This is a genomic window from Halorhabdus utahensis DSM 12940 (assembly GCF_000023945.1).
GTDB lineage: Archaea > Halobacteriota > Halobacteria > Halobacteriales > Haloarculaceae > Halorhabdus > Halorhabdus utahensis.
Genome location: NC_013158.1, coordinates 2707918 through 2727000, shown reverse-complemented (window position 1 = coordinate 2727000; position 19083 = coordinate 2707918). Strand labels below are relative to the sequence as shown.

Annotated in this window: 19 protein-coding genes and 1 pseudogene; 8 read left to right on the top strand and 12 right to left on the bottom strand. The window is 59.1% G+C overall.

The features are described from left to right. Positions 1 to 308: 308 nt before the first annotated feature. The 7 genes from HUTA_RS13005 to HUTA_RS12980 form a co-directional block, all read right to left on the bottom strand. Complete coding sequence (locus HUTA_RS13005) at positions 309 to 1019, bottom strand: hypothetical protein (protein ID WP_143920385.1); 711 nt, start codon at positions 1017 to 1019, stop codon at positions 309 to 311. Further along, on the bottom strand, positions 1016 to 1453 hold the full coding sequence (locus HUTA_RS13000; RefSeq protein ID WP_015790376.1) for a hypothetical protein: 438 nt from the start codon (positions 1451 to 1453) through the stop codon (positions 1016 to 1018). Before HUTA_RS13000 ends, HUTA_RS13005 begins: the two co-directional genes overlap by 4 nt. A gap of 270 nt (positions 1454 to 1723) precedes the next feature. Continuing rightward, a complete protein-coding gene (locus tag HUTA_RS12995) occupies positions 1724 to 2056 on the bottom strand; it encodes a hypothetical protein (RefSeq protein ID WP_169304901.1) in 333 nt (110 codons plus the stop codon). Between the two features lie 140 nt (positions 2057 to 2196). After that, complete coding sequence (locus HUTA_RS15970) at positions 2197 to 3126, bottom strand: hypothetical protein (protein WP_015790373.1); 930 nt, start codon at positions 3124 to 3126, stop codon at positions 2197 to 2199. After that, the gene (locus HUTA_RS15675; RefSeq protein WP_169304900.1) at positions 3123 to 3290 is read right to left on the bottom strand and encodes a hypothetical protein; all 168 of its coding nucleotides are present in this window, start codon (positions 3288 to 3290) and stop codon (positions 3123 to 3125) included. The genes HUTA_RS15970 and HUTA_RS15675 overlap by 4 nt, the downstream gene beginning before the upstream one ends. A 29-nt stretch (positions 3291 to 3319) precedes the next feature. Beyond that, positions 3320 to 3844 (bottom strand): hypothetical protein, encoded by a 525-nt coding sequence (locus tag HUTA_RS15400; RefSeq protein ID WP_015790371.1) that lies wholly within the window; start codon positions 3842 to 3844, stop codon positions 3320 to 3322. Further along, positions 3831 to 8570 carry a hypothetical protein gene (locus HUTA_RS12980; protein WP_143920384.1) on the bottom strand — a complete coding sequence of 1580 codons (4740 nt, stop codon included), beginning with the start codon at positions 8568 to 8570 and terminating at the stop codon, positions 3831 to 3833. The genes HUTA_RS15400 and HUTA_RS12980 overlap by 14 nt, the downstream gene beginning before the upstream one ends. Here HUTA_RS12980 and folP point away from each other — a divergent pair. Together folP and HUTA_RS12970 are read left to right on the top strand one after the other, a co-directional pair. After that, positions 8526 to 9365, top strand: a pseudogene (gene folP, locus HUTA_RS12975) (dihydropteroate synthase); the annotation flags it as partial. The gene HUTA_RS12980 and the pseudogene folP sit on opposite strands and share 45 nt — an antisense overlap. 35 nt (positions 9366 to 9400) lie before the next feature. Continuing rightward, positions 9401 to 10108, top strand: a complete 708-nt coding sequence (locus HUTA_RS12970) for a 6-hydroxymethylpterin diphosphokinase MptE-like protein (RefSeq protein WP_015790368.1) — start codon at positions 9401 to 9403, stop codon at positions 10106 to 10108. A 16-nt stretch (positions 10109 to 10124) separates the two neighbouring features. Here the strand turns inward: HUTA_RS12970 and HUTA_RS12965 are convergent, their stop codons facing one another. Both HUTA_RS12965 and msrB read right to left on the bottom strand, forming a co-directional pair. Next, on the bottom strand, positions 10125 to 10901 hold the full coding sequence (locus HUTA_RS12965) for a hypothetical protein (protein WP_143920383.1): 777 nt from the start codon (positions 10899 to 10901) through the stop codon (positions 10125 to 10127). Between the two features lie 46 nt (positions 10902 to 10947). Continuing rightward, the gene (gene msrB, locus HUTA_RS12960) at positions 10948 to 11361 is read right to left on the bottom strand and encodes a peptide-methionine (R)-S-oxide reductase MsrB (protein WP_015790366.1); all 414 of its coding nucleotides are present in this window, start codon (positions 11359 to 11361) and stop codon (positions 10948 to 10950) included. A 229-nt stretch (positions 11362 to 11590) separates the two neighbouring features. Between msrB and HUTA_RS12955 the strand changes: the two genes are divergently transcribed. Then, entirely contained in the window at positions 11591 to 12223 is a 633-nt protein-coding gene (locus HUTA_RS12955; protein WP_015790365.1) for an acetate uptake transporter family protein, read from the top strand. On the opposite strand, the gene HUTA_RS12950 is transcribed toward HUTA_RS12955, so the two are convergent. The 3 genes from HUTA_RS12950 to HUTA_RS12940 form a co-directional block, all read right to left on the bottom strand. Further along, positions 12220 to 13596, bottom strand: a complete 1377-nt coding sequence (locus tag HUTA_RS12950) for an ATP-binding protein (protein WP_015790364.1) — start codon at positions 13594 to 13596, stop codon at positions 12220 to 12222. The two genes, HUTA_RS12955 and HUTA_RS12950, sit on opposite strands and share 4 nt — an antisense overlap. A 73-nt stretch (positions 13597 to 13669) precedes the next feature. Further along, positions 13670 to 15409 (bottom strand): excinuclease ABC subunit C, encoded by a 1740-nt coding sequence (locus HUTA_RS12945; RefSeq protein ID WP_015790363.1) that lies wholly within the window; start codon positions 15407 to 15409, stop codon positions 13670 to 13672. 72 nt (positions 15410 to 15481) lie between these two features. Then, positions 15482 to 16117 (bottom strand): hypothetical protein, encoded by a 636-nt coding sequence (locus HUTA_RS12940; protein WP_015790362.1) that lies wholly within the window; start codon positions 16115 to 16117, stop codon positions 15482 to 15484. A gap of 110 nt (positions 16118 to 16227) precedes the next feature. Here HUTA_RS12940 and HUTA_RS12935 point away from each other — a divergent pair, with 110 nt between their 5' ends. The 5 genes from HUTA_RS12935 (at position 16228) to HUTA_RS12915 (ending at position 18950) form a co-directional block, all read left to right on the top strand. Beyond that, on the top strand, positions 16228 to 16491 hold the full coding sequence (locus HUTA_RS12935; protein ID WP_015790361.1) for a hypothetical protein: 264 nt from the start codon (positions 16228 to 16230) through the stop codon (positions 16489 to 16491). A gap of 120 nt (positions 16492 to 16611) precedes the next feature. Continuing rightward, positions 16612 to 16884 carry a hypothetical protein gene (locus tag HUTA_RS12930; RefSeq protein WP_015790360.1) on the top strand — a complete coding sequence of 91 codons (273 nt, stop codon included), beginning with the start codon at positions 16612 to 16614 and terminating at the stop codon, positions 16882 to 16884. Further along, positions 16881 to 17108 carry a DUF7123 family protein gene (locus tag HUTA_RS12925; protein WP_015790359.1) on the top strand — a complete coding sequence of 76 codons (228 nt, stop codon included), beginning with the start codon at positions 16881 to 16883 and terminating at the stop codon, positions 17106 to 17108. The genes HUTA_RS12930 and HUTA_RS12925 overlap by 4 nt, the downstream gene beginning before the upstream one ends. Before the next feature lie 103 nt (positions 17109 to 17211). Beyond that, on the top strand, positions 17212 to 18123 hold the full coding sequence (locus HUTA_RS12920; protein WP_015790358.1) for an ABC transporter ATP-binding protein: 912 nt from the start codon (positions 17212 to 17214) through the stop codon (positions 18121 to 18123). Continuing rightward, the gene (locus HUTA_RS12915) at positions 18120 to 18950 is read left to right on the top strand and encodes an ABC transporter permease subunit (protein WP_015790357.1); all 831 of its coding nucleotides are present in this window, start codon (positions 18120 to 18122) and stop codon (positions 18948 to 18950) included. The genes HUTA_RS12920 and HUTA_RS12915 overlap by 4 nt, the downstream gene beginning before the upstream one ends. The last annotated feature ends 133 nt before the right edge of the window (positions 18951 to 19083 follow it).

Below are 19083 nucleotides of genomic sequence, written 5' to 3'. Positions count from 1 at the left end.
AAGTGAACGTGACCTCTTTTATAACTTTATGGCTTAGTTCTGAGCCTAATTCTACAGAGTGACGACAAACGATCTCGTTCCCTTCAGTATACCCAACAATCGAAATATCGTGGAAAGCGTCGTTTGGGTCTAAATTTCTGACGCTGAAATACGTCCGTGCTGATATCTGGAATACGCCTTCGTCTTTTTTTTTTACACTCACATTTTCGAGTGACAATGTTCGTTGTTTTGGCCCTCCTGGAGCGAAACACCCGCTCATGGCGATAGCTGCTCCGACTGATCCGATGAGTTCTCGCCGAGAGACCATTTTATTCATCTACACTCGGGATATCATTGAAGTCAATTGTGAGTAACTCTTCGATACTAAATGCAGTCCTTTGTGGACCCACATATCTGGCGTCCCCCATCACAGGCCATTTTCCATCGTTGTATCTAGTCACGTTCTCTGGCGTCTGATCTTGATCTGCCCCGGTATAGCAAGTCCCACCACTGTAACACTCACCGATCCGCAGCGTGTGATCGTCGGCCGTGCCCGCACCCAGTCCGTGGCCGATCTCTTCCATCAGTACTTGGTGTTTGTCAGCCGGGCCACCTAAATTGTCGTCGAACATCACAGCCCCATGGGGCGTACTCCAGACGCCTTCGATGAACGCGATCTGTGCCGGCGAGCCTGTGTGCCCTTCCATTCCACCGACCGAACTTGGAATCTGGCCGATCACGTCATGGGGGATATATTTTGGAATGTCTGAACCGTAGTCCGTCGTCCAGAAGAGGTGTAGCTTCGACTTATCATCATGGTAAGCGTCCTCAACCAGATCAGTCTCCCAGACGTTGAACGTCTTCTCCTCGTAATCCGTCAGGTCGCCATCATCAAGATTTCCGCTATACACTTCGCTCTCGAGAAGGCAGCGAGCGAACTCAAGCGCCCCCGTCAATGGGGTACGGATTAAGAACTTCTGATAGAACGACATCGGATTTGGATCTGATTGGCTGGATCGGGATATGATGGCCAGTATCACGGTTGGGCCGGGAGCTCCGATCGGTTACTGGCCCACTGCAGATCGTAGGACAGCCCTTTCCAGTCCTTGTATTCGAAGTATTCCACGGCGAAATTGTTTTGCTGCCAAAAGTCGGGCGAATCGACGATGACATACGCTGGAATGCTCGAAGACGAGACCGAGACAGGGAGTCGCTCATCGAGCGTCCCGAGATGGACTGACTCGATCCGTTCCTCACGCTCGTCCAGCAAGTGCACCATCACGTTCTCGTAAACATACTCGTTTCCGACAGATCGGTAGAAGTGGCCCTCTATCTCGAAGCTTCCTTCTGACGCGGTGATGTTGCCATCGAATTTGACGCTCGGGTCTGGTGTGTGATCAAGTTGCTCACAGCCTGCTCCAAAGACTAGTAGCGCCGCACAGACGAGGAGGACGATCTTTCGAGTAGACGCCATGGTTCTTATCTGGGCTCCGAGGCCGTTGTGAGTTCTTCAATACTGCAGACGTGAAATTTAGTCCCATTGTGGGTGAAGAGGAGGTCGTCTTCCCAACCAGAACGCATAATACTCCAATCAGCAGCTGACAGCGTGTATAGATTCTCTGGTGTTTCGTCGTCGTTATCTCAACTATACACTTCGCCACCGGGTAGCGCCCCGGTGTCTTCGGCTTCACCGATGCCGCACGAATGGCCGAGTTCGTGGATTTCGGTCGCTTCCAGTCTCATTCTATGAACGTCCTGTTGTCGTATTCATTTCAGTTCCGGGTATGACAGGCAGGTCTTCTATCGAGCCAGCTACGTGTTCACGATAGCTCGTGTCGCTTCGATTTGTTTGAACGAAGTAATAAACCTGGAATTCGTCAACGTCCCAGAATTCTTCTGAATATATGATAACATACTTTGGTAGACGATCGGATTGCACTGTGGTAGAAAGTGGGTCGTCTTGGAGGACACCAAGAGGAGTTGCTGAGACGAGGGTTTTATTTTCATCATATAGGTATACCGTGACATTGCTGAATTGATGAGATTCTTGACCATAGTTGACCAACTCCCCATCCATCACAAATCCACCTTCGGAGGCATTGATCGATCCGGAAAATTCGATCGATGCCTCTTGGGAAGGGCCCGACGTGTACCATGTACACCCGGAGAACAAGATCAGACCAATGGCCAGCAGTAGATGCAGTTGGTTTTTCATTGTCATGGTCGCTGGATGGTCGACAGTTCTTCGAGGCTGAAACCATGATACGCGGCGGAATTGGATTGGAATAGCATTCTAGGCCTCCACCCAGATCGCATCAGACTCCATGCGAGCCGTTCATCCCCGTTTATCTTCACTCTTTCCAATGTGCCATCATTTTCATCGGCTGTATAGACTTCACCACCGGGAAGCGGCCCGGTGTCATCAGCTTCGCCGATGTGGAAGGAGTGTCCAAGCTCGTGCAGTCCCACCCCAGCCGAGACTAGCTGTAACTCGCTCGTGTATGGGGTCTGGTTGTAATCGCTCGGGTCTGCGAACGCACCTGCGTTGATGTTCTCCGTGAAGGCCATGAGTGCATCGTCAGTGATTTCGCTGGCGATGGTACGTGCCCAGCCTGGCACTTCGTCGTGCGTTCTGAGGATGGCCTGGATATTCACACCTGCTGCATCCGAGTTCGGGATGAAATCCCTCGGTGAGCCACCAGCCATGAGATACAGGTCGTGAGGCTCGTCGGCCACCTTGGTGGGGCTGAAGTATTTCTTGGCCGCCCAGATAATGTCAAAAGTCCCGTCAGGTGTCGTTATCGTGTCGTCTCTGTTCATCTCGATGTCGATACCGTAGAGCGCGAAGTTGTCCTCGATCCCGCGCTCCCATTCAGGCGTATTGAGCTCTTGATTAGCCGGTCCTTCGAGGAAGTCGGCCTCGATCTCGAACTGCTCGTCCAGTTTGTCGGTTTCGTCGGTCGGGTCAGTCCCCCACTGGAGCTCACCGATGTGAACGTTCGAATGTTCGTCCTGTTCGTCGCCGTCGATGTCGGCACCACCCGCAGAGGAAACTTCGTCGACGTGGTGGACCCCGACCTGAGCCTGAACGATCTCGTCATCTTCGATGCCATTTCCTGACTGTAAATGCTCTCGATACAGAATCACAGTATCTGAATATCCGACATCGTAAACGCCGATCCAGCCGTCCCAGTAGCCGTCACCGTCCGTGTCCAGACCTGACTGTCGGTTTCATTCTCCATCAGGCACTTGTTCATGTCCACACCCTCGTCGTCGAGACCCACACAATACGAATGGGCGATCTCGTGCATTGTGGTATGATTATCGAGGTTCAACCGCTTTAGTCGGTATTCTGGCATGGTCGATGGCGCTTGAGGTCGATCGATACGTCAGATGGCTCCGTCCAGGTGATCGGCAAATAATTTCCATTTCCGTAATAGAAATAATCCACCTGAAAATCGTCCACAGTAGACTTTGTCCAGAATTCGGGCGACGCAAAGATGACGTACTTTGGCAACTCGTTGGCCGTGAGTGAGACGTTCAATGCCTGTTCCTCAGAGATGGTTCCTAGACATCGACTATCGATAATCGAACCATTGTCTCGATAGAGTCGGATGCTTACGTTTGTGAAAGAGGGATATCCATTGATTATGCCTCTGATCTCAATAGTCCCCGTGAGATTGAATCGTGGATCTGTTGAAATATCTCCATCAAAATCGATATCCGTATGTTGTTGTGGTGGTGGGTTCGGTGCTTGTTTCTCTTCGTGACCAATACCGCCCGTGAAGACAAATATAGAACCACCAGCCACTACCAGAACCACGAAGATGAGACTCCCAACGAGGAGTTTGTTATTCAGGTTCATGGATCGTTAGCAACTCCTGAATGCTGAAGATCGAATATTCACCGTTCATCGGTTGCCCAAACTTCTCTTCGGAAATGGCACTCATCAACGATCGCTCCTTTTCATTCCAAATGTATTCCGGCGTTTCATCCGCGTTGCTTCCACTGTAGGTTTCATTCTCCATCAGGCACTTGTTCATGTCCACACCCTCATCGTCGGCGAGACCCACACAATACGTATGGGCGATTTCGTGCATTGTGGTATCGGCCGTCAGCATGGCCAGTTCGGCTTGATAGGGTGAGTGCTGGACTGGCACCGAAATATTAGAGCGGAGTGATTGGAGATCTGTCACATGTACGGCCATCGTCGGTCCGATGGGGTTCCCTCCGTAAAAGGGACGTGGCTGTAGTTTGTTTTGTATATTCGGGCCAACGAGAAGCCATTCGTCGATATACTGTCGTGATTTGCTGAAATTGCCGTATGTCGTTTCTAACTCCTTGCCCCCTTCCGGGAGTGTATATGAGATTCCATCGGTTAGTTCCTGATCTGGCATGCCTCTCCGTTCCTCATCTGTACTGTTACGAAACATCTGGTCGGTTATCGTTTCGTCACGGATCAGATCCACGTCCAGACCGTACAACTGCATGTTCTGCTCAATACCGTTTTCCCACGTTGACGTGTTGATCGCCTCGTGTTGGATCCCATCGTAGAAATCCACTTCAATCGTCCAGGACGTGTCGGGTTCGCTGTGTTCGTCAGTCGGCGACGTGCCCCAATGCAACTCACCGACGTGAACCTTCGAGTGATACCGAGTCTCATTATCGTAGATATTAGCGCCCGGCGTCTCTCCGGATACCTCGTGCAGTAACGCCTGCTCAGGGACCGTTTCATCCCCGCGAACCCCGCTCGGTGCTGGGACACCTGAATCACTATCGTGTAAGTGTTCCCGATACAGAATCACCTTGTCCGAATACCCGACACCGTGGACGCCAATGAAGCCGTCCCAGTAACCGTCGTCGTCCGTGTCAGGATCACTTGGATTCGACGGGTTGTAAATCCGATCCCAGGTATACTGATGGTCATTCCACCCGCCAGTGACCACGGAGCAGCCATGCACTTCCTGACCGTCGGTCAGGCCATCGTCATCGGTGTCAGGATCCCACGGGTCAAGCGGTTTTTCTGCGTCCCATCCTGAAGGTGCCGTCCAGCTGATTTCTTCCTCGTTCGACATCCAAATATCCGTCTGATTCTTGCCATCGAGTCCGATGAGCGTCACACGGTGGATTCGTTGCGGTTTGGATATGCCCGAGGGTACCGAATCATCGACGACGAAGTCGAAATCAGTTCCGGCGTCGTCAACGATACCCGGTTGCGCTGTGATCCGACCGCGAGCCAACTGGGGAGAGACACCTAGAACATCCATCAAGAACTCTTTATCCCGGTGCATTCGTACATCATCAAGTAATTCTGCTCTTTCTTGAGAGAGTGAATACGTCACAGAACTCCGCGGATCCGTATATGTGTATTTCTTCTCCTCGAAATCGGTCAGTCCATCACCGTCCGAATCCTTGGATTGGGGATCTGAGGAGACTTCTAGTGTCCCATTCGCTGGTTGCTCGGTGCTGTTCGCCCAGCGATATGCTTGACCGCTCTTGTTGATCGTATCGATTGACCACCCCTTGTACTCGATCCCATCTGTCAATCCATCCCCATCGGAAAACTTTGTCTTGGGATGGCTCCGCCACTCGTAGCCCACGAAGGTCTTTCCTCGATGGCTCGTGTCTGCGTACACCGGTTGGTCGATCAACACTTCTTGGCCATCTGCAAGCCCGTCGTTGTCCGTATCGTAGCCGAGCGGTTCATCGGTGGAATTTTTCTTGCTAGAAAGCCAGATGAGGTCGACACGCTCCCCGTTCGAGAGTGGGACGCCACGTTCCTCCAAGCTATCCGGGATTCCGTCACCGTCAGTGTCTTCATCCGCCGCCTTCGCCGTACTGATGTTGATGTAGTCGGCTTTGATCCACGTCGTCGTATTCTGGTTCTGGTAAGTCCACCGTCCGTCTGCTTCGATTGAGAGACGGACTTGCTGGCCGGCGAACTTGCTGATGTCTATGGTTGGTGCGGCAGCGATCGTTTCGTCTTCGTTGCTGCCGTCGTTACTCAATGTGAAAATCCGCTGGGAGTTGGCCCCGGCACCAGTCTCGCTGACTGGCGAAATATATAGATTGATTGCTGCGTTTGACCACTGGGCATCGACGTGTGCCTGTAGTGAACTCTTTAGATGCAATGATCGACCATCGAGAACCCGCGAACTGGGTAAGGAAACCGTCCGATTGAGAAACCTCGCTCGGTTCGTCTCCTCTTGGACTTTCGCTGCGCCGTCTTCGATTTTACAGAAGCCTTTCGTCGGTGTATCGAGGTGGGAATCGTCCGATCCTCGTGGAACATTCGAACAGGTCCACTCATCGAGGTCGTCAAAAGTCTCATTTATTACGCCAAATTCAAGATCTTCATCCGGATACCCCGCGCGGCGGTCGAGAAATGCGTGCCACGCTGACCGATTGAAGACGACGAACTTCGAGAAATGCTCCGTTCGTGCCGTCACCGTGTCGTTCGCGGGGTCCACGGTACTGGGGAGTGGTTGATACGTGTTCCTCGTTTCGTTAAACGTGTAGACACCGAGTGTCGATTCGTTCGTTACGTTACGCCCGTCATAGCCGATCTGCACCGTCGCGTTATTGATCTCTGCTTGCGTTTCGATGGACACGTACGAAGATGCTGAGACGTTTGGCGGACCAAACCGCTTGGAGAACATTGCATCGGACGGTTCCTGCACTGTCGTTTCGGCTGCAGCGTTCCCCTGACCAGTCAACTCGACATCGACCCCCAGACTTTCGTTTCCCGCCATGGTCGTGTAGGTCTCGTTGCCATCGTCGACACCGTCATCATCGGTGTCAGGGTCCAGTGGATCAGTCCCGAACGGGTCGGTCGGTTCGACGCCATCGTCGAGGCCGTCGTCGTCAGTGTCGGCCTGCCACGGATCCGTCCCGTTGGCGAGTTCCTGGGGATCGGTCAACCCGTCACCGTCGATGTCGGCGTACTGTGGTGAGGTCTCAGCGTCGTACTCTTCAGTGTTGGTCAACCCGTCTCCGTCAAGGTCTTCCGCACCATCGGAAGTGCCATCGCCGTCCGTGTCAATATCGAGTGGATCCGTTCCGGTCCCGAAACGCTCGTAGCCATCGGGGAGGCCATCACCATCAGTATCAGCCTCGAGTGGATCCGTCCCAAGTTCGCGTTCTCGGATCGTTGACAGACGATCGCCGTCGAAATCCTCGTGGCCGTCGATCGTGCCATTGTCGGCCTCGTTCACGTCAGTCGAGAGCGCGTCACTATCGGGATCCAGCGGATCCGTGCCCGTCACTTTCTTCTCGTAGGTATCGGGCAGGCCGTCACCGTCCAGGCGAAGCACGACCGTGCTCGCCTGGCTCTGCCCGGATGACTGGCCACCGTTGCCGTTGTTGCCCTTCTTTTTGCCCTTCTTTTTGCCCTTCTGCTTGGATTTCTGCTTGCCGTTGTTCGACTGTTGGTTGTCGGTACTTTCGACGGCCAAGATTTCGATCGTATTCACACGGGCGGTGAGATTGATCGTTTTCGCGAAGGTGGCGTTGGCGTAGCCACGGCGAAGCGGAAGGTCGACTGTCCGATCATCGTTGATCGTCGCAGTGACGTTCACCGCGTCTAGCCCGGTCGGATCCGAGACCTGTCCCACAAGCGTATAGCGCGCTCGTTCGCTTCCATTGCGGACCGGATCCGTCCGTCGGGTGAGCGTCACCTCCGGGCCAATCTCGCCACCGATCAATCCCAAGGCAGTCCGTGCCTGGTTGAGCGCCGTGCCGTACGTCCGGACGGCACGTGCCGTCGTCCGGATGGACTGGGCACCCGAGTTATCCGCTGCACGGTCACGAATCCGTTCGGCACGGTTGAGTTGTCGCCGAGCATTGTCGATGTGCGCCGCAGCACTATGTGTCATTCCTGGGCCGAGGTCCGCTTCAGTCGCCTTGAATGCGGATTCAGCATCACGGATGACTTGCCTGGCAGACTGATTATCCGCTCGCGCTACCAACTCGACGATCTGCCCGATTCGCTTGCTTTGATTCGTCCCGTCGAAGGCAGCCAGCGCCCGTAGCGCGACGGCGTCGTCAACGAAAAGTTGCTGGTCGCTGACGCGTCTCGGCCCCTGGTAATACGCAAAGGAATCGTTCACGCGTGCTCGGGCGCGATCCCTGGCGGATGCAAGACGGTTCGAGGGAGCCGAGAGGTTCCCGATCCGTTCCATGGCCTGGGCTTTCAACACCACCGGCGGCCCGTCCATGGAGACCTCGGGGACAGTATCAGCCGACGCTGTGTTCCCCGCGGTTTCGGTGACTGTCCCAGCAGAGACGGTCCCTACCGGCAACATCGAGACGATCATGAGAAGCGACGCGATCACTGCGAACAATCCCCGCCGCCCACCACTTGCAGACATAATTGCCGCAATTACATACTGAGTTAAAAATAATTTTTGGTTATTGCTCCTTCTTATAATGACAGAGTTGATTGCATTTTTGAGTGAGTGATGTCGATGGGATCCGACGAGACCATACGGCCGAGCGCCTTCGCCGGGGACCAACCGTTTTTGGCCGTCCCGGTCGTCGCCCCCACTATGCACAACGTGGACGCCGCAGGGCTCGGGATCGGCGACGACCACCCACCCCGGATCATGGGCGTGCTCAACATCAGCCAGGAGTCGCCGTACGACCCGAGCGTCTTCGCCGACCCGGACGAGGCGGCCGCTTACGTCGAGGACATGATCGACGCCGGCGCAGACATCGTCGACGTCGGCCTCGAATCGGCCAACAAGCGCCTCGACGTGCTCTCGGCCGAGGAGGAACGCGAGCGCCTCGACACCGCGATCGAGACCATCGACGCCGTCGACGGTGACGCCGTCTTCTCGATCGAAACCCGCTACAGCGAGGTCGCCGACGAGGCCCTCTCGCGTGGCTTCGACATGGTCAACGACGTCTGTGGCTTCGCCGACCCGGAGATGCCCGCCGTCTGTGAATCCCACGATGCCGCCGTCGTGAAGATGGCCAGCCCACCGGACCTCGAACGGCCGGGAGCCGTCGGCGAGACGGACTGGACCGAACGCTGCGATGCCGAGTGGGCGGCCGATGCCGACTACGTCGATCAGGTCTACGAGGCGCTCAAACAGGGCGGGTTCACCGAGAAGACGATCGTCGACCCGGCCTTCGGGGGGTGGAGCGAATCCCAGACGCTCGAAGACGATCGCGAGACGTTCCACCGACTGAGCGACTTCCGCGAGCTCGGTCGGCCGATGCTGGTCTCGATCAACCGCAAGAACTTCCTCCGGGAATTCGTCGGGCGGTCGACCGAGGAGGCGCTGCCGGTCAGCCTCGCCGCGACCGCGCTGGCTGTCGAACGCGGTGCCGACGTGATCCGGGCCCACGACGTGGCCGAGACGCGAGACGCGGCGATAATCGGCCACGAGTTGGGCGTCGGTCCCGAGGCGTTCGAGTGATGGACTTTGCCACCTGGGAGCCGGTCTACGAGGCCATCCTCGACGACTTCGGCTACGACCGGGCGGGCGACGAGCGGGCGCGCGACTGGCTGGCGTCAGTGTACGAGCGACGAGCGGTCGAGCCGTACGAACCAGCGCCGGACGCCTTCGGAGGCGAGACCGTCGCCGTCGCGGGGGCCGGGCCGTCACTGCTTGAGGACGCTGACGTGGTTCGCGAGGCGGACCGCATCGTCGCCGCCTCGACGGGCGCCGACAGCCTCCGCGAGATCGGATTCGAGCTCGATTTCGTGGTGACCGATCTGGACAAACACGCCGAGACGGTGCGGGAGTTCACCAAAGCGGGCGTGCCGGTGGCCGTCCACGCTCACGGCGACAACGTGAGTACACTCCGGCAGTCCGTGCCGGCGTTGGACCTATCGAGCGTCGTCCCGACGACCCAGGCCGCGCCGACCGGATCGGTGGTGAACTACGGCGGGTTCACGGACGGTGACCGGGCGGCGTTTCTGGCCGATCATCTGGGAGCCGAGGAACTCGTCTTCCCCGGGTGGGACTTCGAGGACGACTCGCTCAGTAAAGAGAAGCGACGGAAACTCAAGTGGGCCGAGCGCTTGCTCTACTGGTTGGAACAGCGTCGAAACGAACGGTTTAACATTCTCGATGGGCGACGGGACGAGATTAAGACCGATCTGTTCCCGTTCCCGAAATAACCAATCGCGGTGCGACTCACTGCTTTAGAGCGTAGCCGAGGAGCGCACCAACGGACCCGATAACGAAGGGGTAAGCAAACCCGAACGCGGTTGCTTCCAGCAAATCCGGTTCCAGGACGAGCGTCCCCAAGGCCCACCCGACGGGAAGTTCCACAAGGAACGCCCCGGCCACGGCGAGCGGGAGATAGCCGGCCACCATTGCGATGCCGACCAGCGGGACCGTAACGTACTCGGCGTTGTGCTCAAGGGCGACGTACCCGACCGCGGCCCCGACGGCGAGGATCGCGACGACGGGAATGGCGAAATACACCGGTTCGGGGACCGAAGTGACGGTCTGTTCCAGAATGAGATTGAACCGGACAGTCTCCTGGACACCCTCTGCGGAGAGAGTCTCAGCGCCGTTGACGAACTGTGCGTTGTAGAAGATCACCCCGATCCCGCGGAGACGTTCGACAGTCGACCCGGCGCTCAGCGTGGCCGGGCCGACGAAGAATAGCGCGGCCATGAGAAGGTAACCCAACAGCCATGCCACTCCGCCGGCGACGACGCCGGGGATTACCGGCACGTCACGGAGATCAGCCAGCCAGTCCTCGGCGAACAACCCGTCCGTCTCCTCCGTACTATCATCTCGTGACGGACTCGTATTCAATCTCTCTACGCTATCGTCCAGTGACGGACTCTCGTTCAGATCCTCCGCGGTATCGTCTCTCGACGGACTCTCGTTCAGTTCCTCCGCGGTATCGTCTCCCGACGGACTCTCGTTCAGTTCCTCCGCGGTATCGTCTCGTGGCACACTCCCATTGACTTCGAATACGTGCAAAAAACCTCCGGCCGGTCGCTCACTCGTCGTCGGTCTCGAAATCCAGCGCCGCGGAGTTGATACAGTAGCGCTTGCCCGTCGGCTCCGGTCCATCGTCGAAGACGTGCCCCAGGTGGCCGCCGCACTCCGCACAGAGCACTTCGGTCCGCTCGCGGCCGTGGCGGGTGTCGAGTTCCGTCTCGACGTTGCCGTCCTCGACGACGTCGGTGAAACTCGGCCAGCCGTGGCCGGACTCGAACTGCGAGTCCGTATCGAACAGCGCCGCGCCACAGCCGGCACATCGGAAGACACCGTCGTCGTCGACATCGAGGTACTCGCCACTGAATTTGGGTTCGGTCCCACGCTCGCGGAGAATGTGGTACTCCTCTTCAGTCAAAACCTCACGCCACTCCGTCTCGGACGCCGGAACGCTGTCGGATTTGGGGTCGCCCATACCCAAAACACGCACTCCGGGGGTAAAGACCCACTGAAGACGGGAAACCGTACCGCCATTACCGATGGATCCCGCCCCTTCGACGCGTCAACTGCCGATCCAGATGGATCCCTGGATACGCACCCGACCCGATCTACGCTCCCGACGCCCGGAATCCCCCATAATTGTCCACACAGACCCTGAGGAGCGAAAATTGTATAGTGGGGGCCACGAAATGTAGAGGCAAGAAATGTCACAATCAGACGCACAGAGTGAATGGGGCGACCCGGGGGCGCTCGGATTCGCGCCGCTTGCGGGGATCAACCTGGTATTCGCCGGCGACTTCCTTGGCTGGTGGGGCACCGACGTTGGACTGCTGGTCGCCTCGATCGGTCTGGTCGGCGGGATCTGTCAGTTCGCGGCCGGGTTGATCTCGTTGCGGAAGGGCGACTCGACCGGCGGCACCCTGATGGCTGCCTTCGGGATGTTGTTCATGTGGGGCCCGGGGCTGATGCTCGTCGCCGATGCACTCGGCCCGGTCGGCTCGCTGAACCCATTTTTCGGCGCGTGGACGATCTTCCTCGGGATTATCCTCGGGATGTGGTCGATCGCGCTGGTCGTCAAGCCGTGGTTCGAGTTCCTCATCGGTCCGACCGGCGGGCTGACGCTCGTCAGTGCCGGCCTCGCGGATCTCTTCGCCTTCCCGCGGGCAATCGCTGGCGCGCTCTTCCTCTGGCTGTTCGTGTGGGGGCTGTACATGCTCGCCCACAGCCTCGGGAACAACGCCGGGGTTCACGTCCCGCTCGGCCAACCCGCGTCGGCATGGCTCGGCGTCGGATCGGAGGCCGATGCGACTGTCGGAACGCCCGCGAGTGGCGATTAGCTTTCAAAACAATCAAGCACATCCGCCGGGGTACAAAGGATGAGATCTTCACGGTCGAGTGCGATCTCCCGCAACTCCCCGGTGAATCCATTCTTCGAAAACAGCGCGTAAACGACTGATCGGTCCGAACCACACCATCTAACGGACGGTTCGGTCGTCTCGAGGTCCGCTAGCAATCCAGGGCCGACTGGTTCAACGGTCCACTTACATTCCCCCAACAGCAGTGTTTCCGTCGCCTCGTCGATCCCGACCACGTCGACTTCCTGATCGTCGTACCACCAGCGCCCGACGCGCGAGCAGTCGACCGGAAACGCGGCTGATCGAACTGCCTGTCGGCAGACGTCTTCGAACGTCCAGCTGACGTGACTCGGGAACGACTCCTCGATAGATTCCCGGACGGGTTCCGAACGACCCTGTTCGAGTAGTGATCGGTTCGGCAGACAGAACCGGAACCAGAAGCGGACGAAATGATCGGTGAGTCGATATACCCCAGGGCCGTCAGGATCAGTCACCGGCGTTTCCCGCTCGACAAGCGCGAGCTCGACGAGGTTGTCCAGATATCGTGAAAGCGAACTCGCGTCGCGGTCGATCTCGTTTCCGATCTCAGTGACGCGAGTCGCTCCTGCCGCGATCGCCTCGAGAATCGACATGTACGTCGTCGGATCCCGGAGTTCTTGCCGGAGGAGGAACTCCGGTTCATCGTACAGAAACGCGCCTTTCGAAAGGATCTCCCGTTCGATGTTATCCTGGAGGTCACTGGCAGGATCGAACTGTTCGAGGTACGCCGGAATCCCTCCGAGAACGCTATAGGTCTCGATCAACTCGACGGGATCGTACTGCGGAAAGAACGCAGCGGCTTCGCCGACGGTCATCGGCTCCATCCGCCACTGCCCCGTCCGCCGCCCGTACAGTGGGCTTTCGTAACTCAGGACACCGTCCTCCATCATCGAAATCGACGAGCCAAGCAGGATGAGCGAGACGTCTGTTCCAGCAAGCACTTCGTCGACGATAGTCTGGAAAACTGACGGGACGGTTTCGTCCTCCTCGACGAGGTACGAAAACTCGTCGAGGGCGACGACAAACGGACCCTCGGCACGATCAGCCACGTATCGAAAGGCATCGAGGAAGCCATCGACTGCCGGCGGGACGTCATCGAAGTGTTTCGCACACCGTTCGCCGAACGCCCGTGCGTTTACCGATGTCCCGCGTCGATCACAGAGATAGTAGACCGATTCTACCTCGGCTGTCGCCAGGGACTCCGTGACCAGTGTCGTCTTCCCGACCCGACGGCGTCCGTAGACGACGAGCGTCTCCCGGTCTGGGCCTTCGATCCGAGGGATGAGCCATTCCCGTTCGGGTTCCCGGTCGATCATTATGCATGCGATAATATTATCGTGTGCATAATAAATCCTCGGTCACGTCGGGAGAGTACTCCGAAACCCCACGTCAAAGCTGCCGTCGTATCGTTTTCGCCGTCGCTTCACCGACACCTGGGACGTCGCGTAGTTCCGACAGCGACGCCTCCCGCACCCCGTCGACGCTGCCGAACCGCCCCAGCAGCCGCGTCCGAAGTTCGGGACCGACGCCCGGGACGTCGTCGAGTGCCGTCGACACGTCGTCCCTGAGTGTCTCGTGATACTGAACGGCAAAGCGGTGGGCCTCGTCGCGGACGCGCTGGAGCAGTTGCAACTGTGGCGCGTCGTCGTCCCACTTGTAGACTCGCTCGGGTGTGATCACGCGCTCCTCGGCCTTCGCCAGGCCGACCGCGGGGATGTCCCAGCCGACGGCGTCGAGCGCCTCGCGAGCGGCCGCGAGCTGTCCCTCGCCACCGTCGATCAGGAGCAGATCGGGATCGGGCCGATCGTCACGGCCTGCCACGGCCCGCTCGGCTCGCCAGCCGATCAGCGACCGCATGGCTGCGTAGTCGTCGTTTCCCTCGGGGAGTTTCTTGCGGCGGTAGTCCGGTTTCGCCGGGGTGCCGTCGACGAAACAGACGTCGCTGCCGACGACACTCCCACCGCCGGTGTGGCTCACGTCGAAGCCCTCGATGCGGTCGGCAGCATCGAGACCGAGCGCGTCAGCGAGCGCGGCCACGCCGTCGTCCTGTCCCGTCTTGCGTCTCGCGTTCTTCAGTGCGAGATCGACCAGCGTCGCTTCCCGTCCCGCGCCGGGGACGACCACGTCGACACCAGCCGAAGTCAACCAGGAGCGAACGTCGTCGTCCGGTAACCGTTCCGAAAGAAGGAGTCGATCGGGCAACTCCCGCTCGGCGTAGTACTGCGGGACGAAGGCGGCGAGGACGTCGCCAGCCCGTCGATCGTCAGGGGTCTCGACGGCGTGACGCTCCCGATCGACCAGCGAACCCCCCGTACTGTGGAGTCGCGCGACCGTCGCCGCGTCTCCCTCCAGGGCGACGGCCAGCACGTCGGTCGTCCGGTCCTGGGTCGATTCGACGGCCCCACCGCCCCCCGTGTGGAAGGACTCGACGACAGCGAGTCGGTCCCGGAGGTTCGCCGCGCGCTCGAAGGCAGCCGAGTCGGCGGCCCGCTCCATCTCTGCGCGGATCGGCTCCGCGAGCACGCCGGTCTCGCCGCGGAAGAACCGCCGGATTGCCGCAACGTCCTCACGGTAGGTTGCCGGATTGATCTCGCCCGTACACGGGGCCGAACACAGGCCGATATCGTAGTCCAGACACGGCCGGTCGCGGTTGGCGTACTTGTGATCCGAACAGCCACGGAGGCCGTAGGTTTCCCGAATCGCCTTGCAGACGGTTTCGACCTGGCTCTTGTCGGTGAAGGGGCCGAAGACGTCCGCGCCCTCGTCGGGATCGCGCGTGATCTCGATCCGCGGCGTGGGGTGGTCGGTGAGTTGGACGAGCGGGTAGGACTTGTCGTCGCGCAACCGGACGTTGTACCGTGGTTGGTAGCGCTTGATGAAGTTCGCCTCCAGCAGGAGCGCCTGGGTCTCGGTGTCGGTGACGACGACGTCGATATCGGCGGCACGCTCGACCATCCGCCGGATGCGCTCACCCCGAGGATCTGCGTACGACCGGACTCGATCCCGAAGGTCGACGGCCTTGCCGACGTACAGCACAGTTGCGTCCCCGCGCGTGCTGTCGAGAAACTGGTAGACGCCAGGCTCCGTCGGGAGATCACCTGCACGGGTTCGAACCTCGGCCGAATCCATCGACCCGAGGTACGGACCAGAGCAAATTGAACGTGGCGTCCCAACATTCCGTACGGGAGTGGGCGTTCGCTGTCACCCGAGGCGGTCAAGCAGGTCGATCGACCATCGGCTCTCGCTCCCGGCAGGGATGCCCTCGGGCAGGATGGCTTCCCTGAGCCGTGCCAGGGTCTCCTCGGCGTCCGCAGGCGAAGACGCGATCGGGAGGTCCTCGCCCCCAGCCACCGTCAGAACCAGATGGGTCTCCCGGGAGTAGAGATACACTGCAGTGGGAACCAGTGCGGCCAGCAACAACAGCGCGCCGAGCATGCGCATGTAGTCATCGAGACTGTAAATGATCGAGATCATCCCCTGGACCATCCCGAGGATGCCACCGATCCCCAACTGCCCGGTACTGCCGGTGTCAGTGAGATCGATGTCGCCCATCAGCGCCCCGAAGTCGACGAGTAACCCGACGGCGAGAAAGACGATACCGAACAGGCCGGTCCTGAGCCCCATCATCAGGAATCGGGCTTCACCACCGGACTTGACGGCGACGTCGGTGACGTTGGGGCGTTCGACCTGGCGGAAGTTCTCGCCCTCCATTGCGGGGGTGAACGCCAGTACGCGGTGGGTCGTGACGACCACGTGCGCGTCGCCGGCCGAGACGCGCTCGGTCACGTCCTCGCCCTCGTAGAGCAACTCCTCGACACGATCACTCCAGTCGGCCATCACTGGCAGTACGTGGCCCGATCACAAGAAATCAATGGGTGGGGGCGACGATGTCGTCGGGCCGACGATCGGTCGGAGGATACAACCCGCTACCCGACAAACGGGTTTCCATGACCGATGACACCGTTCAGTGCTGGCTCGTCGAGCGGGACTTCTACGACGAGGACCTCGTGACACTCATCTACGCGACGCCGGACGGCTCGCGAGCCGTTACCCAGCAACGATCGACCGCGTTACTGATGAAAGAGCAGGTGACGGCCGCCATCGAGATCGAACCTGATCGGCTGGAACCCGTCGATGAGTCGGAACGGGACCGATACGTCCGCGAAGCCGAGCGGATGGCCGAACAGCACGAACCCGACGATCCAGTGTGAGGACACCGTGAACGAAGCGAGTTCGGAGAAGGGACTCGGCGCAGAAGCAAAGGGCGGCAAGCTCAAAGGAGAGTTTGACCTACCGTGACATTTTGAAGGGACGGGTCCGTGGGGGAGAACATGGACTGGATTGGTCTCCCGCCCGACGATCGAAACCGAACCGTCGAATCGACGCTCCGGCGAGCGGTCCTGGCGATCGGGTTCTGGGGTGCGGTGATCTTCCCACCGGTCGCGATCGCGTTACTGGCAGTCGTGCCGACGTCGGCCGACGTCGTCGCACTCGTCCTCCTCGCGAACGTCGTCTGTCTGGTCGTCGGCCAGTACCACGACCCCGCGGCCGGCTGGATCGCTGGATCGAGTGACCGCCGGCCAGTCACGGAGGGATCCCGATGACGGCCACGACGGACACGAAACGCCAGCGGCTCAGAGCGTACCTCCACGACCGGACGGCCGAGGGCGAGTGCTATCTCAAGAGCAAGTTCGTCGCCCGCGACCTCGAACTCTCGACTCGCGAGATCGGCCAGCTGTTCGCGGATCTCAGAGAAGAAGCCGACGATCTCGACGTCGAGCGGTGGGCCTATTCGAACGCGACGACCTGGCGCGTCGAGCGACGGTGATGACGGCAGCCGGTCGGCGATACCTGAAACGACAGGTGACCTTCCGGCCCTGAAACCTGACACGTGATTATAAGAGGGAATCCGGCGTATCGCCGTTCGAGACATGCCAGCAATCGAAACGAACGAATTAGGAAAGCGGTTTGGGGACGATATCTTCGCCCTCGACGGCGTCGACCTTCGGGTCAAGGAGGGGGAGATTTTCGGCTTTCTCGGGCCCAACGGAGCGGGGAAGTCCACGACGATCAACATTCTGCTTGACTTTGTCCGGCCGACGAGCGGGTCAGCGACAGTGCTGGGTATGGACGCTCAGGACCAGTCCCAGGAGATCCGCCGTCGGACTGGCGTCCTTCCGGAAGGGTATCAGGTGTACGGCCGACTCACCGGTCGCCAGCACGTCCAGTTCGTGATTGACTCGAAGAAGGTCGACGACAACCCCGACGCGCTCTTAGAGCGAGTCGGCATCCCGGAGGCCGCAGACCGGAAGGCCGGCGAGTACTCCAAGGGGATGAAACAACGGCTCACGCTGGCGATGGCATTGGTCGGCGAGCCCGAGTTGCTTATCCTCGACGAGCCCTCGACGGGACTCGACCCTGCCGGCGCACGGGAGATTCGCGAAATCGTCCGCGAGGAAGCCGAGCGCGGTGCGACGGTGTTCTTCTCCAGCCACATCATGGAGCAGGTCGAGGCCGTCTGTGACCGGGTCGGCATCCTCCGGGCGGGCGAACTCGTCGCCGTGGACTCCATCGACGGCCTCCGAGAGGCGGCCGGCGACGGCGCGACGCTACGGGTCGAACTCGCAACCGTCACCGACGACGCGATCGCCGTCGTCGAAAGCGTCAGCGGCGTCACCGAGGTCCGTCGACGCGACGGCGGCCTCACCGTCTCGGTCGGCAACGGTTCGAAGACGCGGGTCCTCTCTGCGCTTGAGGACGCCGGTCACGAGGTGACGGACTTCCGCACGGAGGAGACGTCACTCGAGGAGATATTCATGAGCTACACGGAGGGATCACGATGAGCACGCTCGCCGTCGCGAAGAAGGACTTCCAGGACGCGTTACGCTCGAAGGCGCTATGGGGACTCTCGGTGATCTTCATTTTGCTGTCGCTGCTGATCGCCTATGTGTTCGCCGAGTTCACGACGGAGATGGGTATCGAAGAGCAGACAGCGAAAGGACTGGCGTACTTCCTCGCCAGCCAGATCGGGCTGTTCGTCTCAATCACGGCGATCGTGATCGCGTACAAGGCGATCGCGGGCGAGCGCGAAAGTGGATCGATCAAGATCCTCCTTTCGCTTCCACACACCCGCCGGGACGTCCTACTGGGGAAAGTGCTGGGCCGAAGTGCGACGCTGGTCGTCCCGACGCTCATTGGCCTGGTCGCGGGCGCAGCACTGGGGACCGCGCTGATGGGCGAGGTTGCACCCGTCGCACTTGGCGCGCTGTTGTTGATGTCGCTCATCTTCGTCCTTACGTATATTTCTATTATGGTGGGCCTCTCAGCACTCACGGGATCGACCAGCCGCGCCTCGATGCTGACGATCGGCTTTTTCTTCGTCTTCGAATTGCTATGGGGTGGCGTCTTGGTTGGCATCTCATGGATCTCTCGGGAACTCTCGTTCGTGAGTAACGACCCCGAATGGATCTACATCCTTGCACAGGTGCCACCGAGTGCAGCATACACGACCGGTCTGACCGCGCTCATCCCCGGCGACATCGGCCTGGCAGATGAAACCGCGGCCGATGCGTTCTACCAGACGCCGTGGGTCGGTGTGGTCATGCTCGCATTCTGGCTGGTCGTCCCGCTCGCGATCGGCTACCGACAGTTCTCGAAGGCAGATCTCTGAAGATTTAGCTTGGTCTTTTTGGTTTTTCCCGCAGATATCAAAATTTTGATTTGGGCCAAATATTTGCGAACATGTAAAATATTCTCGCACTACTGTCAGAAACAAAGTCTGGATTAGGGTATTTTCCATCCAC

Bases quoted from the DNA above. Each gene is read 5' to 3' on its own strand.
- HUTA_RS13000 (WP_015790376.1), bottom strand. From the start codon at position 1,453: ATGGCGTCTACTCGAAAGATCGTCCTCCTCGTCTGTGCGGCGCTACTA.
- HUTA_RS12995 (WP_169304901.1), bottom strand. From the start codon at position 2,056: ATGGATGGGGAGTTGGTCAACTATGGTCAAGAATCTCATCAATTCAGC.
- HUTA_RS15675 (WP_169304900.1), bottom strand. From the start codon at position 3,290: ATGCACGAGATCGCCCATTCGTATTGTGTGGGTCTCGACGACGAGGGT.
- HUTA_RS15400 (WP_015790371.1), bottom strand. From the start codon at position 3,844: ATGAACCTGAATAACAAACTCCTCGTTGGGAGTCTCATCTTCGTGGTT.
- HUTA_RS12970 (WP_015790368.1), top strand. From the start codon at position 9,401: ATGGACTTTGCCACCTGGGAGCCGGTCTACGAGGCCATCCTCGACGAC.
- msrB (WP_015790366.1), bottom strand. From the start codon at position 11,361: ATGGGCGACCCCAAATCCGACAGCGTTCCGGCGTCCGAGACGGAGTGG.
- HUTA_RS12955 (WP_015790365.1), top strand. From the start codon at position 11,591: ATGTCACAATCAGACGCACAGAGTGAATGGGGCGACCCGGGGGCGCTC.
- HUTA_RS12950 (WP_015790364.1), bottom strand. From the start codon at position 13,596: ATGATCGACCGGGAACCCGAACGGGAATGGCTCATCCCTCGGATCGAA.
- HUTA_RS12945 (WP_015790363.1), bottom strand. From the start codon at position 15,409: ATGGATTCGGCCGAGGTTCGAACCCGTGCAGGTGATCTCCCGACGGAG.
- HUTA_RS12940 (WP_015790362.1), bottom strand. From the start codon at position 16,117: ATGGCCGACTGGAGTGATCGTGTCGAGGAGTTGCTCTACGAGGGCGAG.
- HUTA_RS12935 (WP_015790361.1), top strand. From the start codon at position 16,228: ATGACCGATGACACCGTTCAGTGCTGGCTCGTCGAGCGGGACTTCTAC.
- HUTA_RS12930 (WP_015790360.1), top strand. From the start codon at position 16,612: ATGGACTGGATTGGTCTCCCGCCCGACGATCGAAACCGAACCGTCGAA.
- HUTA_RS12925 (WP_015790359.1), top strand. From the start codon at position 16,881: ATGACGGCCACGACGGACACGAAACGCCAGCGGCTCAGAGCGTACCTC.
- HUTA_RS12920 (WP_015790358.1), top strand. From the start codon at position 17,212: ATGCCAGCAATCGAAACGAACGAATTAGGAAAGCGGTTTGGGGACGAT.
- HUTA_RS12915 (WP_015790357.1), top strand. From the start codon at position 18,120: ATGAGCACGCTCGCCGTCGCGAAGAAGGACTTCCAGGACGCGTTACGC.